Source organism: Peribacillus simplex (genome assembly GCF_001578185.1).
Classification (GTDB): Bacteria; Bacillota; Bacilli; order Bacillales; family DSM-1321; genus Peribacillus; species Peribacillus simplex_A.
In genome coordinates this window covers 5,027,308-5,042,505 of the sequence record NZ_CP011008.1, presented here as the reverse complement: position 1 = coordinate 5,042,505, position 15,198 = coordinate 5,027,308, and the positions used below count along the sequence as shown (strand labels likewise).

The window sequence follows — 15,198 nt, the reverse complement described above, 5'->3', positions numbered from 1 at the left end:
GGTGGATAGAAATTGACAACGGATTGGCTGATAGCATGCTTAATGGGATTAGGAAAACTCTTCCTTCATCCTTTGCTTTATGTTTCGATTGCATATTGTTTATTCATCGGCTATCTTCGCGTTAAACGGGAACGCCATGATTTTAATACGAAGATCTACAGTATTTCCATGGAGCTGCGTTCCATGTTACCTCAAGGGTTGATATGGGGATTAATCCTTTCTGTCCTCACGTTGGCTTTGGGACTCACCATTCCCTTGGCGGCGCTGTTCATCATGGCAGGGGTTACGATCTTGTCTATGTTATCCATGAAAAGGAGGTTCGTTTCCCCCGTTTATACAGTGGGACTCACTTTCTTTATCCTTTTCTTTTTATATGATAGAGATATCAAGCTGACGGTATTTCAGGATGCATTTAATCAGCTGGATCAGTCCGTATATCCGACACTTGTTATTTTGATAGGGTTATTGCTGATTGCTGAAGGGTTTTTGATTGTAGGCAATGGAAGTAAAAGGGTATCCCCACAGTTGGAGGTATCCAAGAGGGGGCAGCCGATAGGTGTGTATGTTTCACAGCGAATCTGGCTAATTCCAATGTTCGTTATGATTCCAGGAGGACAGCTTCCAGCGCCTTTCGAATGGTATCCGGTTTTTTCAATCGGGGACATAAATCTGTCGCCAATCGTGCTTCCCATTTTAATCGGCTTCAAGCAAAAAGTTCATGGGACGCTCCCGGAACAGGCCATTAGGGCGCAAGGCAAAAAGATAGGAGCATTGGGATTTGTGATTACGCTATTAGCGGCAGTTGGTTACTGGTACCCGCCATTGGCAATCATTACGGCCATTTTAGCAATCCTGGGTCGAGAATTCCTGCATTATTCCCAAAAGGCAATGGATGGAAAGCTCCCTTTTTATTTTTCAAAAAGTAAGCTTGGTGTCCAGATCTTAGGCATAATCCCTCAATCTCCGGCAGATAAGATGGGGTTGCTTAAAGGGGAGGTCATTTCGAAAATAAATGGTGTCGTCGTCAGGGAAGAAGAAGAGTTATACAGGGCGCTACAAATAAACCGGGCGCATTGCAAGCTTGAGGTCATCGATAATAATGAACAGATTCGTTTTGTGCAAAGAGCCCTATTTGACGGGGAGCATTACGAATTGGGCATCTTGTTCGTTGACGATCAATTAAAGGAAAGTGGACAAGCGGGGTAAGTCATTTAAGCGAAGCGCATGAATGTAAAGTAAAACGGCCTTTCTCGAATCTTATATCGAGAAAGGCCGTTTTCAGTAGGATCGCGATCCGTATTTTTACTTTTTAAGCATGATTTTTTCTATATCGTCCAGCATTTTATTAGCTGCTATTACTCCGCCGGCCGTATTCCATGTTGCGTCACTAACCTCATAAGCATTTCCTTTTTTGACTGCATCAAGGTTTTTCCAAAGTGGATCATTAGTCCACTCTTTTGCAGAGCTTAGTGCTTGTTTGTCGCCTTCAGGAGCGTAGGTGAAGTAAAAGAGAATATCTCCATCCATTTTAGGGATGGCTTCTTTCCCAACCTCGATGGCAAGGTTGCCTAATTTATTATTTGGAGTGAACAGTTCCTTCTGTTGTTCTGGACGTTTAAATCCTAATTGATCGAAAATCACTCCAGAGAATGAATCTGTATAATAAATACGAGTTGTTCCAGCCATGAAACGAACAATGGAAACTTTTTGATTTACCTTATCACCCAATTTAGCTTTAAGATCTTCTGTGCGTTTATCGAATTTAGCAATTACGTCGTTTCCTTTTTCTTCAAGGTTCAAGGCTTTCGCATATAGTTTAAAGTTTTCTTTCCAATCTCCTCTTAGCGTTTCAGAAAAAACGGTAGGGGCGATTGCATTTAACTTATCATAAACAGCTTCTTGGCGTATCTTGCTTCCGATAATCAAATCAGGCTTCAGTGATGCGATTTTCTCTAAGTTAACTTCATGTTCAACACCAACAACTTCGACCCCATCCATATCATCTTTAATATGGTCGTACCAAGGGTCACCAAGCCATGATTTAACGGCACCAACAGGTTTGATTCCTAAAGCAAGTAATGCTTCAGTGCCTTCATTTGTTAGAACGACCACTCTTTTAGGCGTTTTTTTCAATTCGGTAGTGCCCATGGCATGCTCTATTGTGTAGCTTGTGTCTTTTTTCTTGTCTTCAGCTTTATTTCCTTCGGCTTGATCCTTCGAATTCCCGCAAGCTGCTAAAAGGAAGACTGCAAATATTGTAAAAATCGTTAAAAGTGACTTTAATCTAAACATCTATGTATCCCTCCCAATTTTAAAGCAAATGATAATCATTCGCACTTACCAGCATCATCATAAAATGAATATACTTTTCTGTCAATATATAATTGAAAATGATTCTCAAAATCATTGACATAATCCTGTTAACGCCAGTACAATTGAATAAAATAAGGATTTACAAACGTGATTGGAAAGGTAACTGGTTATGTTATTAAAAAATTCATGGCAGAAATGGATGGGGCTATTCATTACCATTCTTTTGTTGCTTTTTTTACTATGCTCAAGCATTGTATACGGATATACAAATACAACATGGCAAATGGCCATTGATGCTTTTACCCATTTCAATGGGACGAATGAACACATTGTCATTCAATCAGTCAGACTTCCACGGGCCCTGATCGCATCGGCAATTGGTGCAAGTTTAGCCATCTCGGGGGTTTTGATGCAAACGCTGACTAAAAATCCCCTCGCATCTCCAGATATATTCGGGGTCAACGCAGGCGCGGGATTGGCGGTTGTCACTGGGGTCACCGTTTTTGGGATAAGCAATCTTCAAGTATTCACTTGGTTGTCTTTTATAGGGGCAGCCATAGCCGCGATAAGCATATATATGATAGGAAGCATGGGACGGGGCGGCTTGACACCGATGAAGCTGACATTGGCCGGTGCAGCCATGACTGCCATGGTATCTTCACTGACACAAGGTCTTCTCGTTTCCAACGAGGCCCTTTTAGAGCAAGTCCTATTCTGGCTTGCTGGATCAGTTTCCGGAAGAAGTTTAGACAATTTAATAGCCGTCCTCCCTTATCTTACTGTTGGCTGGGGCATTGCCTTGGTCGTCTCCGGTAAAATGAATGTGTTATCCATGGGTGAAGATGTTGCAAAAGGTCTTGGACTGAATATAGTTTTCCTTAAAATTGTTCTGGGACTGGCAATCATTCTGCTCGCTGGAGGATCAGTGGCGGTTGCAGGCCCGATTGGTTTTATAGGAATTGTCGTTCCGCATCTTACCCGTTCAATAGTAGGCATTGATCATCGCTGGTTGATTCCGTTCTCTGGACTTTTCGGAGCGGTGCTTTTGATCACAGCAGATATCATATCCAGGTATATCCTGATGCCTCGAGAAGTTCCGGTTGGAGTCATGACAGCCATAATCGGAACCCCATTCTTTATTTATATAGCTAGAAAGGGGTTCAGCGGTCGATGAAATCGTTTAAGAGCTTTCGTTTGTTTAATGAAAAAATATCATTCTTAATGGATAAAAAAGCCATGATCGTGATCTTTATATTATTTTTAGTCACTTCATTAGTACTTGTGATCAGTACTGGAGTGGGTGAAATGAATATACATCCTTTGAGTGTCCTCCAGGTCTTTATCGGAGGGGGAACTGAGGGCGATCGGCTTATCATCCAATCTTTCCGGCTGCCTAGAATAATCGTTGCTCTCTTGGTAGGGATGGGTCTTGCTGTAGCTGGAGGAATCCTGCAAGGGATGATTCGAAATCCACTTGCCTCCCCTGACATCTTGGGGATAACAGGAGGAGCGACTGTAGCGGTCGTTGGCTTCATGGCCATTTTTAGCGACAAGAATCATTCGTTAACGGTGAGCATCAATTGGCTGCCGTTAGCTGCATTCATTGGGGCGACAGTCGTAGCTTTACTTGTTTATTCCTTAGCCTGGAAAAATGGAGTTCCCCCGATAAGGCTTGTGTTGATCGGGATTGGGGTGATGGCTTTAATGAAGGCACTCACAACATTGATGATGATTCTTGGCCCAGTCTTTCTAGCGAGCCAGGCAAACCTTTGGATCACGGGATCAGTGTCAAACTCCAGCTGGAGTAATATTGCTGTGCTTGCTCCGTGGACGATTCTATTCCTTTTACTTGCCTTTCTGTATGCTAGAAATATTAATTTACAGGAGCTAGGCGATGACCTTGCAACGGGGCTTGGGGGGCATGTCCAAAAACAGCGCTTTACATTATTGATGATCAGTACAGCATTGATTGGTGGTTCTACCGCTTTTGCTGGAGGAATAGGCTTTGTGGGATTAATGGCACCCCACATGGCTAGAAGGCTGGTTGGTTCGAGTTTTGGAGTGTTATTGCCGACTTCAGCTTTGCTAGGTGGCATCCTGGTTATGGTGGCGGATTTGGTTGGACGGACCTTATTCTCACCTTTGGAAATACCGGCTGGTGTCTTTACAGCGAGCATCGGGGCTCCATACTTCATTTATTTACTGTATAAAACGAGGAATTCGTAAATCCGGTAAATGTAGAAAGAAGCAGTCATCCTAGCGATGGCTGCTTCTTTATTTCATTAAGCTTCTTTAGCTGCTTCGATTTCGATGGTTAGAGTGATTTGATCCCCGATTAGTACGCCGCCTGTTTCTAATGCTGCGTTATAGGTTAAACCATAATCACTGCGTTTAATTTTCCCTTTTCCGCTAAAGCCTGCTTTTTCATTACCCCATGGATCTTTTCCTTGGCCTTCGAAGGTGATGGCGAAAGTTTCTTCTTGTGTGATTCCGTTAAGGGTTACATTACCTGTTACATCGTATTCATCATCATCCGTGTTTACTATTTTTGTTGATTTGAATGATAATGTAGGATTTTTTTCTACATCAAAAAAGTCAGCAGAACGCAAGTGATTATCCCGATCTGCATTGCGTGTGTCAATACTGGCCACATCAACGGTAAACTCGATATCCGCAGTTGTTAGATCCGATGGATTTGCTGAAATGATTGCCTCGAATTTGCCAAAACTTCCTTTTACTTTAGCGATCATCATATGTTTTACAGAAAATTCAATAGAACTGTGAGTCGGGTCGACTGTCCATTTTGTATTGGTCATGGTTATTCCTCCTGAATATTAATCTTGAACTTATATATCTTTAATTTGAGATACTTGAACTTAATGTAATTATAAGAGGTGAAAGTAATGGTGTCAACTTAAAGTTTTCCTTTATTTAGAAAACGTGTAAAAACCCTGTGCATTTAAGGGGCACAGGGCTTTTTAAGAAGAGGTGTGATTACCTTTCTTTATAAATTGTCATGTTGTTTCACTTGTTGATTAGTCACTTTACTCGGCCAAAAGGCACGTCGGCCAAGTAGGGCGGTTATCGCAGGAACCAGGAAAGGGCGTACGATGAATGTGTCCATTAACACACCCAGGGCGGTAATGAGCCCGAATTGAACCAATACTTGAATGGGAAGTGTGGCAAGAACGGAAAAGGTGGCTGCCAAGATTATTCCGGCGGAAGTGATCACACCGCTAGTTTCTGCAACGCCTTCTCTTATGGACTGCTTGATTGGCATCGTCTTTTTCTTGCGCCAAATGCTTGAAACCATGAAAATGTTATAATCTTCTCCAAGTGCGACCAGGAATACGAATGAATAAAGTGGAATTGTCCCCTCTATGGCATCCACACCCATGAAATAGTGCAAGATTATCCAGCCTAAGCCCATAGCTGCAAAGAATGAGAGTATGACCGTTCCCATTAAATACACCATGGCTGTCACAGATCGCAAGTAGGCTAAAAGGAGCAAGGAAATCAGGACGATGATAATCGGGATGATCATGAATTCATCGGCTTTTACGGTATCCCTTTTATCAAATTGTGTCGCAGTTTGCCCGCCAACCCAAACCTTTTCATCAACTGAAGAGACATTGGCCGCCTTCAATTCTTTCTCCGCCATGTTGCGGATTTCTGGAATTGAATCAATGGCCTCGATATCATATGGGTTTATGTTGAATGTGACTTCATAGGATTGCAGACTTTTATTTGATTTACTTGTAACTGGATCAGCAACACTGTCAACGATGCTCATCCCTTTTAATGCATCCGACAAATCGATATCCTTACCATCCGTATCGACAACCACTGTGGCTGGTGCCAGTTCGCCTGGTGAATAAGAGTTGGATATGACAGTATAGCCTTCCCGGGAGTTCATATCTTTAGGGAAAGAAGAGAGAATATCATATGAATATTTTATTTGCGAAGAATATCCAGCTAAAACACTGAAGATGATCAGGCATGTAAGGATGACGGTCCATGGTTTGGTTGTGACGATATTACCAATCCAATTACCGATTCGGCCTGATCCTTTAAGTTTTTTGACGGATTTTCCCTTTTTCTTAGCACGTGCTTCTTCCATTTCTGGTGTGCGAGGAACGATTGGGAAGAAGGAAGCCCTGCCGAATACAGAAAGCAATGCCGGTACAAGTGTTAAAGCCGCTACCATCATGATTAAAATGGACAAGCTGAATGGTACAGCAAAACGGTGATAGGCTCCGTATTTGGCTACAAGCAATGTTAGTAGGGAAATGACGATCGTAAGGCCGCTCATCGCAATGGCGCCTGATGAATCTTTGAATGCCGCGATCATGGCATCCCGTTTACTTTCATGAGTCCTTAATTCACTTCTGTAGTGAGAGATTAAAAATAGACAATAATCCGTTCCGGCACCGAATAATAATACGGTCATGATTGAAATGGCCTGTGAATCGACTGTAATCCAACCATGGTCTGCCATGAATCCAAGGATCGGACTTGTGACAAGATAGGCGAAGCCTACTCCGATTAGCGGAATGATGGCTAAAAGCGGGGAACGGTAAATGAGTAATAAGACAACAAGTACAAGTATTACAGTCGCTAAAAGCAATTGGAAATCAGCACCTGAAAATAATCCCGTTGCATCGACGGATATCCCTACAGGGCCCGTCACTCGAAGGGATAATTCATCTGAATCCGTCGAGACCTTGAATGGGTCCGACCCAATGCGTGCCGATACTATTTCATTAATGGTTCCAAGATTTTTTTCCAGAATGGCAGTCCCGGTCTTTTCCTTAAAGAAAAGCGGCTGTACGAAAGTCGTTCCATCCTCTGAAACTGATTCTTGCAGAGCAGGCAATGGGATGTCATGAAGCGGTGGTAAAAAAGATTGCTGTGTAAGTGGGTTATCTGTAAGTTCTTTGGAAATGTACTGGATTTCGGCCAAGTCGGCTGCTGTCAGACCGCCTTCCCGATGCCATGTCAGCAGGGCCGGTAATCCTGAAGAATTCGGAAACTCTTCTTTAATAAGTTCATCAGCCACGACAGAAGCAGAGTCTGCAGGCAAGTCAGCGGCATTATTCGCTGTTCGATCATTTACTGCAGGCAATGTGAAGGTTAATAGAATTGCTGTAATTATCCATACAGCAATGACAATCCAACGACTGGTTTTTCCAGTCATCATCCTGCCAAGTCTTCCTAATATTGATTCGTCCAATGAAGGCACCCCGCTTTTTGAATTTTTTATCCTTACTTCATTATATTTGAGTTTTGCTAGCTTATACAAAAATGGGTATGCTCCCTTCATGTTTCTAAAGCCTTCAATCCATCATGAATCCCGTTTGCAGCATATCTTGATAGTTACTGGGTGCTAACAGTTTTTCTTCCGTAGGATTGGGAATGAATCCTGATCCAACTAAAATGGCAGGTTGTTTATTAGCTCTAATAACATTACGCATTTTTGTACCTCGATTCCTTATATGTTTTTTTCGATTTTATGAAGCGGCGTTATTAATGGAGTGAAAATATACTTATTCACATATAGGAGAAAAGCAATTATTTATCTGATTTCTATTAAATTTGAAGATTGAAGAGTGAAATAAAGGGAATAGGGGAAAGTATAGTGGTGTTATGGCTTTTATTAACAAAGGAGGGAATTTTTTGTCTGATAAATCCAAAAAAACCAATGATGAAGCGCAAGAAACATTAACGAACAGGCAAGGGCACCCCGTAACGAATAACCAGAGTCTTAGAACTGTAGGGAACAGAGGTCCAAGTACACTTGAGAACTACGATTTCCTGGAAAAGATCAGCCACTTCGATAGGGAGCGGATTCCTGAACGTGTCGTGCATGCCCGTGGTGCAGGTGCACATGGTTATTTTGTTCCGACTGGTAAAGCAGGGGAAGAGCCGATTTCAAAATATACGAGAGCGAAGGTTTTTCAGGAAAAAGGTAAAAAAACACCGGTATTCGTGAGATTTTCATCTGTTATTCATGGAGGGACGTCACCGGAAACGCTACGTGATCCCAGGGGGTTTGCCGTAAAATTTTATACGGAGGATGGGAACTGGGATCTTGTAGGGAATAATCTGAAGATATTCTTTATCCGAGATGCCATGAAATTCCCTGATCTGATCCATGCATTCAAACCGGATCCGGTTACGAATATCCAGGACGGAAGAAGGATTTTCGATTTTTGCTCCAGCTCCCCAGAAACATTTCATATGATTACGTTTGTTTTTTCCCCTTGGGGCATTCCTGCCAATTACCGCATGATGCAAGGGTCAGGGGTCAATACTTATAAATGGGTGAATGAGGAAGGCAAAGCCGTACTTGTCAAGTATCACTGGGAACCGAAACAAGGGATCAAGAACCTGACACAGAATGAGGCTAATGAAATACAAGCTACGAATTTCAATCATGCCACACAGGATTTATATGAAGCGATCGAACGTGGGGACTACCCGGAATGGGATCTAAACGTACAGATCATGAGTGATGACGATCATCCTGAATTGGATTTTGACCCGCTGGACGATACAAAGATCTGGCCGAAAGATGAATTCCCATGGCTGCATGTCGGTACGATGGTATTGGATAAGAATCCGGAAGACTATTTCACTGAAGTGGAACAGGCTGCATTCGGCACGGGTGTCCTAGTGGATGGATTGGACTTCTCGGATGACAAGATGTTACAGGGACGTACTTTTTCTTATTCTGATACACAGCGTCACCGTGTTGGCGCGAATTACCTGCAATTGCCGATTAATGCTCCAAAGAAACGGACAGCCACGAATCAGACTGGCGGACAGATGCAATATGAAGTTGGCAGGGGGAACCAAAGCCCCCACATCAACTACGAACCATCAACAGTTGGCGGTTTGAAAGAAGCTGAACAGACGGGCAAGGAGTATACACCTATGGTAGAAGGGAAACTTGTCCGTGAGACGATCGATCGCCAAAGCAATACGAAGCAGGCCGGTGAAACATTCCGTGAATTCGAAGATTGGGAAAAAGATGATTTAATCTCCAATTTAGTGTCGGCATTGGCTCCTGCCGACAAGCGCATTCAGGTAAAAATGATTGCCCTCGCTGAAGAGGCTGATGAAGAGTATGGCCGCAGATTGAAAGAGGGATTAGCCTCGGCTTCTAAACATACGGAATCTTCAAAACCTCTGGGTGGAACGGATAACCCGGAGGCCGCAGTTAGAAAAGGACATGAAGCCGATCCATATTGATTGGTCTGAAAAGAAGCAAACATCCCTTTAAAAGGGGTTTGCCTCTTTTTTTTATGGGCATAATTGATGGATGGGTGGGTGGAACGATCTTCTAAGGATGCTTTTGAAAAACTAGTGGGAAATTAATTGGCAAAAAACTTCATAATCATTTAAACTGAAACTACTCTATTTTTCTCTTATAAAGGAGATGAAAAAATGATTAAAATTCTTTCTGCCCTTTTCTTTCCTTGTCTACTTGTCATGCTATTTTCAAGAGTCACCTATAACAATGTCGTGGGCCTTGTTTTAACTGTTGCCTTGATTACAGCTTCTGCATATAAAGGTTATACGCATACAAACTTATTGATCATCGTTGATGCCTTATCCCTTACAGTGGGATTTTGGTTATCAAAAAGAATGATGAAACGAACATCCAAGAGCGCCTGACATCAAAGGTGCTTTTTTTTTCTAAAAACTTTCCATTTCCCTCAACGAACCATGAGTCCATAAAACTAAAAAGTAGAATGGATGTTCGCTTATTGCTGGTTTGTTTTGAGGCTATTGTGGTAGAATGAGTATATATACTTTCTTAAACCGGAATAAATAGAAGGGATATGCTCATGTCCCGTTTTCATATAAAAATATTTCAATAGGAGGCTATGCTTGGTGAAGGATAAGTTTGAGTTAGTCTCAAAATACTCTCCTCAAGGAGATCAACCTGCAGCAATTGAAATGCTTGTCGAAGGCATTAAAGAGGGAAAGGAAATGCAGACATTATTGGGGGCAACGGGGACAGGGAAAACGTTTACCGTTTCGAATGTTATTCAACAAATCAATAAACCGACACTTGTCATTGCCCACAATAAAACGTTGGCAGGGCAGCTTTACAGTGAGTTCAAAGAGTTTTTCCCTAATAATGCCGTTGAATACTTCGTCAGCTATTATGATTACTACCAGCCAGAAGCTTATGTTCCCTCCACTGATACATTCATCGAAAAAGATGCAAGCATCAATGATGAAATCGATAAACTGCGTCACTCGGCAACCTCGTCATTGTTCGAAAGGAAAGATGTCATCATCATTGCCAGTGTTTCGTGCATATATGGGCTGGGTTCTCCGGAAGAGTACAGGGAGATGGTTGTTTCTCTCCGTACAGGCATGGAAATAGACCGAAATGCCTTGCTCCACAGGCTCGTGGATATTCAATATGAGCGGAATGATATTGCTTTTCAACGGGGAACTTTCCGCGTTCGCGGTGACGTGGTTGAAATTTTCCCGGCATCACGCGATGAACATTGTGTACGGGTCGAGTTTTTCGGAGATGAGATAGACCGTATCCGTGAAGTCGATGCCCTGACTGGTGAAATCACAGGTGAACGCGAACATATCGCTATTTTCCCAGCTTCCCATTTCGTAACCCGAGAAGAGAAAATGAGGATAGCCATTCAGAATATCGACATGGAACTGGAAGAGAGATTAAAGGAATTAAGGGAAGATGAAAAACTTCTTGAAGCACAGCGCTTGGAGCAGCGGACCCGTTATGATTTGGAAATGATGCGGGAAATGGGCTTTTGTTCAGGGATAGAGAACTATTCCCGCCATCTAACGCTTCGCCCATCAGGTGCGACACCTTACACTTTAATGGATTACTTTCCAGAGGACTTCCTATTGGTCGTGGATGAATCACACGTTACCCTTTCGCAAATCCGGGGCATGTTCAATGGAGATCAGGCACGAAAGCAAGTGCTTGTCGATCATGGCTTCCGTCTGCCGTCTGCAAAAGATAACCGCCCTCTAAGATTTGAAGAATTCGAAAAAAAGGTCCATCAATCCATATTCGTTTCGGCAACTCCGGGACCATATGAACTCGAACATACGCCAGAAATGGTTCAGCAGATCATCCGTCCAACCGGATTGCTGGATCCAACGATTGAAGTGCGGCCAATTGAAGGACAGATAGATGACTTGATCGGTGAAATACAGGAGCGGGTCAAAAAGAACGAACGTGTCCTCATTACGACCTTAACGAAAAAGATGTCTGAAGATTTAACTGATTATTTAAAGGAAATTGGCATCAAGGTCCAATACCTTCATTCGGAAGTGAAGACCTTAGACAGGATAGAAATCATCCGGGAACTGCGAATGGGCAAATATGATGTACTTGTCGGAATCAATCTATTAAGGGAAGGCCTGGATATTCCGGAAGTGTCATTAGTGACCATTCTGGATGCCGATAAAGAAGGGTTCCTTCGCTCGGAACGTTCGCTTATTCAAACGATGGGCCGTGCAGCCCGTAATGCAAACGGTCACGTTATCATGTATGCAGACCGCATCACGAATTCGATGGAACTTGCCATCAATGAAACGAGGCGGCGCCGTGAAATACAGGAAAATTATAATAAAGAGCATGGAATAATGCCTCAAACCATTCAAAAGGATATCCGAGACTCCATCAGGGCCACACATGTAGCCGAAGAAGGAGAAGCGTATAAAGAAGATCTTGCACCAAGCCTCGCGAAGCTCCCTAAAAAAGAGCGTGTTAAAGTGATGGCAAGCATGGAAAAAGAAATGAAGGAAGCTGCTAAGGCACTGGACTTCGAGCGAGCTGCCGAGCTACGTGATTTATTACTAGAGTTAAAAGCGGAAGGGTGACGAAACATGGCAATGGATAAAATTGTGATAAAAGGCGCCAGGGCCAACAATTTAAAGAATATTGATATCACGATACCGAGAGACAAACTTGTTGTGCTAACCGGATTATCCGGATCTGGAAAGTCTTCCTTGGCCTTTGACACGATTTATGCAGAAGGGCAAAGACGTTATGTGGAATCACTGTCCGCTTATGCGCGTCAATTTTTGGGCCAAGTGGATAAACCGGATGTCGATGCGATTGAAGGTTTGTCACCAGCCATTTCCATAGACCAGAAAACGACCAGTCGAAATCCTCGTTCAACCGTAGGGACTGTTACGGAAATCTATGATTATTTAAGGCTGTTATATGCACGGGTGGGCAGGCCGACCTGTCCGATCCATAATATTGAAATCACCTCACAAACGATTGAGCAAATGGTGGACCGCATCCTTGATTACCCTGAGCGAACCAAGCTTCAGGTATTGGCACCGCTTGTCTCAGGCAGAAAAGGGACACATGCAAAGGTTTTGGAGGAAGTTAAGAAACAAGGATATGTCCGAGTTCGTGTGAACGGGGAAATGCATGATCTTAGTGATGAGATCACTCTCGAAAAAAATAAAAAACATTCGATTGAAGTCATAATAGACCGGATCGTCATTAAAGAGGGTGTCATGGCGCGGCTGGCAGATTCACTGGAAAGTGCTTTGAAGCTTGGCGAAGGCAAGGTCATCATTGACGTTATGGGTGAAGAAGAGCTGCTGTTCAGTGAACATCATGCTTGTCCATACTGCGGATTTTCGATTGAAGAGTTAGAGCCGAGGATGTTCTCCTTCAATAGCCCTTTTGGAGCCTGCCCGGATTGTGATGGTTTGGGGGCGAGGCTTGAGGTGGACCGTGATCTGGTCATCCCGAATAAGGAATTAAGCCTCCGTCAGCATGCTATTGCGCCATGGGAGCCGACGAGTTCTCAATATTATCCCCAGCTTCTTGAAGCGGTAGCCAACCATTATGCGATAGATATGGATATGCCCGTTAAAGATTTACCGGAAGATAAATTGGAGAAGGTCTTGCTTGGTTCAGGTAAAGATAAGATTTATTTCCGTTATAAAAATGATTTTGGAAGAGTGCAAGAAGGATATATTCCTTTTGAAGGAGTTTTAAGAAACATTGAAAGGCGCTTCAAGGAGACGAGTTCAGACTTTATTCGTGAGCAAATGCAGAAATATATGTCAGAACACCACTGTCCAACCTGTAAGGGTCACCGATTGAAAAAAGAGAGTCTTTCTGTGCTCATACAAGGGGCCCATATAAGTGAAACAACAGCTTTATCAGTGGAAGATGCGTTAGTATTTTTCGATAAGCTTGATCTGACTGAAAAGGAAGCTGCAATTGCGAGATTGATTTTACGTGAAATTCATGAGCGGCTCGGTTTTCTAGCCAATGTAGGTTTGGAATATCTGACGTTGAGCAGGGCAGCAGGAACATTATCAGGCGGCGAGGCGCAACGTATACGATTGGCGACGCAGATCGGTTCCCGATTGACAGGAGTCCTGTACATCTTAGATGAACCTTCAATAGGGCTGCATCAGAGGGATAATGATCGATTAATTGAAACGTTAAAGAATATGCGCGAAATCGGGAACACCCTGATTGTTGTTGAGCACGATGAAGATACGATGCTTGCAGCGGATTATTTGATCGATGTTGGTCCTGGAGCAGGAGCCCATGGGGGAGAAATAGTGGCCGCTGGGACTCCGGAAGAGGTCATGAATAATCCTAAATCGTTAACGGGCCAATATTTAGCAGGGAAGAAATTCATTCCTTTGCCATTGGAACGCCGGAAGAATGATGGTCGTGTCATTGAAATAAAGGGTGCCAAGGAAAATAATTTGAAAAACGTTAATGTAAAATTCCCTCTTGGAGTCTTTACAGCCGTTACAGGGGTCTCGGGATCAGGGAAAAGTACATTGGTGAATGAGATCCTCCATAAGTCTTTGGCTCAAAAGCTGAATCGGGCCAAAGCTAGACCAGGAGATTTCCGTGAGATCAAGGGCATTGAGCATTTAGACAAAGTCATTGATATAGACCAATCACCGATCGGTAGAACGCCAAGATCAAATCCAGCTACCTATACAGGTGTATTTGATGATGTTCGTGACGTTTTTGCCTCGACTAATGAAGCGAAGATCCGCGGTTATAAAAAAGGACGGTTCAGTTTCAATGTGAAGGGCGGCCGCTGTGAAGCTTGCCGTGGTGATGGCATTATCAAGATTGAAATGCATTTTCTCCCTGATGTCTATGTCCCATGTGAAATCTGTCATGGGAAACGTTATAACAGGGAAACGCTTGAAGTGAAATATAAAGGGAAAAACATCTCTGACATTCTCGATATGACAGTTGAGGAAGGCGTTAGTTTCTTTGAAAATATCCCGAAAATCAAACGTAAGCTACAAACGATTTTTGACGTTGGCTTGGGTTATATCAAGCTTGGACAGCCTGCGACCACTTTATCAGGGGGGGAAGCGCAAAGGGTGAAACTTGCTTCTGAATTGCATCGCCGTTCCACTGGGCGCTCCTTTTATATCTTGGATGAACCAACTACAGGACTTCATGTCCACGATATAGCGAGGTTGCTTGAGGTCTTGCAGCGGCTGGTTGACAATGGGGATACAGTTTTGGTGATTGAGCATAATCTGGATGTCATCAAGACAGCGGACCATATTATTGACCTAGGTCCGGAAGGCGGAGACAAGGGCGGAACGATCGTCACTTATGGTACACCTGAAAAAATATGTGAAGTGTCCGAATCATATACGGGGAAATACTTAAAACCAGTACTGACTCGTGATCAAATTCGCATGGAAAATTGGATTGAAGAAAAAGAACAAGAGCATGAACATGCTTAAAAGAACAAGCCGGCCGGCTTGTTTTTTTTGTAGAAAAATGACAGTGTGCATTTAATCAATCATTTGATTAAACAATAGGTAAACATGATATTTCCTAGGAAATCGTACAATTCC

11 protein-coding genes are annotated in these 15,198 nt (G+C 43.1%); 7 read left to right on the top strand and 4 right to left on the bottom strand.

The genetic code is table 11. From position 1 onward, the window contains the following. Positions 1-12: 12 nt before the first annotated feature. A complete protein-coding gene (locus UP17_RS23680; protein WP_061465582.1) occupies positions 13-1,206 on the top strand; it encodes a PDZ domain-containing protein in 1,194 nt (397 codons plus the stop codon). Positions 1,207-1,302: 96 nt separating this feature from the next. Here the strand turns inward: UP17_RS23680 and UP17_RS23675 are convergent, their stop codons facing one another. Continuing rightward, complete coding sequence (locus UP17_RS23675; protein WP_061465581.1) at positions 1,303-2,292, bottom strand: ABC transporter substrate-binding protein; 990 nt, start codon at positions 2,290-2,292, stop codon at positions 1,303-1,305. A gap of 190 nt (positions 2,293-2,482) precedes the next feature. Here UP17_RS23675 and UP17_RS23670 point away from each other — a divergent pair, with 190 nt between their 5' ends. Both UP17_RS23670 and UP17_RS23665 read left to right on the top strand, forming a co-directional pair. Beyond that, positions 2,483-3,487 carry a FecCD family ABC transporter permease gene (locus tag UP17_RS23670; protein ID WP_061465580.1) on the top strand — a complete coding sequence of 335 codons (1,005 nt, stop codon included), beginning with the start codon at positions 2,483-2,485 and terminating at the stop codon, positions 3,485-3,487. Further along, positions 3,484-4,539, top strand: a complete 1,056-nt coding sequence (locus tag UP17_RS23665; protein ID WP_061465579.1) for a FecCD family ABC transporter permease — start codon at positions 3,484-3,486, stop codon at positions 4,537-4,539. Before UP17_RS23670 ends, UP17_RS23665 begins: the two co-directional genes overlap by 4 nt. A gap of 56 nt (positions 4,540-4,595) precedes the next feature. Here the strand turns inward: UP17_RS23665 and UP17_RS23660 are convergent, their stop codons facing one another. The 3 genes from UP17_RS23660 to UP17_RS27130 all read right to left on the bottom strand — a co-directional run bounded on the left by UP17_RS23660 (position 4,596) and on the right by UP17_RS27130 (position 7,808). After that, positions 4,596-5,129, bottom strand: a complete 534-nt coding sequence (locus tag UP17_RS23660; protein WP_061465578.1) for a YceI family protein — start codon at positions 5,127-5,129, stop codon at positions 4,596-4,598. Positions 5,130-5,317: 188 nt separating this feature from the next. Beyond that, the gene (locus tag UP17_RS23655; protein ID WP_081109042.1) at positions 5,318-7,546 is read right to left on the bottom strand and encodes an MMPL family transporter; all 2,229 of its coding nucleotides are present in this window, start codon (positions 7,544-7,546) and stop codon (positions 5,318-5,320) included. Positions 7,547-7,649: 103 nt separating this feature from the next. Then, positions 7,650-7,808, bottom strand: coding sequence for an N-acetylmuramoyl-L-alanine amidase (locus UP17_RS27130; protein ID WP_284149591.1), 159 nt, complete (start codon positions 7,806-7,808; stop codon positions 7,650-7,652). Positions 7,809-7,959: 151 nt separating this feature from the next. Here UP17_RS27130 and UP17_RS23650 point away from each other — a divergent pair, with 151 nt between their 5' ends. The 4 genes from UP17_RS23650 (at position 7,960) to uvrA (ending at position 15,084) form a co-directional block, all read left to right on the top strand. Further along, the gene (locus UP17_RS23650; RefSeq protein ID WP_061465577.1) at positions 7,960-9,567 is read left to right on the top strand and encodes a catalase; all 1,608 of its coding nucleotides are present in this window, start codon (positions 7,960-7,962) and stop codon (positions 9,565-9,567) included. Positions 9,568-9,762: 195 nt separating this feature from the next. Then, positions 9,763-9,993 carry a CsbA family protein gene (locus UP17_RS23645; RefSeq protein WP_061465576.1) on the top strand — a complete coding sequence of 77 codons (231 nt, stop codon included), beginning with the start codon at positions 9,763-9,765 and terminating at the stop codon, positions 9,991-9,993. 219 nt (positions 9,994-10,212) lie between these two features. Then, positions 10,213-12,198 (top strand): excinuclease ABC subunit UvrB, encoded by a 1,986-nt coding sequence (uvrB, locus tag UP17_RS23640; protein ID WP_061466296.1) that lies wholly within the window; start codon positions 10,213-10,215, stop codon positions 12,196-12,198. Between the two features lie 6 nt (positions 12,199-12,204). After that, a complete protein-coding gene (gene uvrA / locus UP17_RS23635; RefSeq protein ID WP_061465575.1) occupies positions 12,205-15,084 on the top strand; it encodes an excinuclease ABC subunit UvrA in 2,880 nt (959 codons plus the stop codon). Positions 15,085-15,198 lie beyond the last annotated feature (114 nt).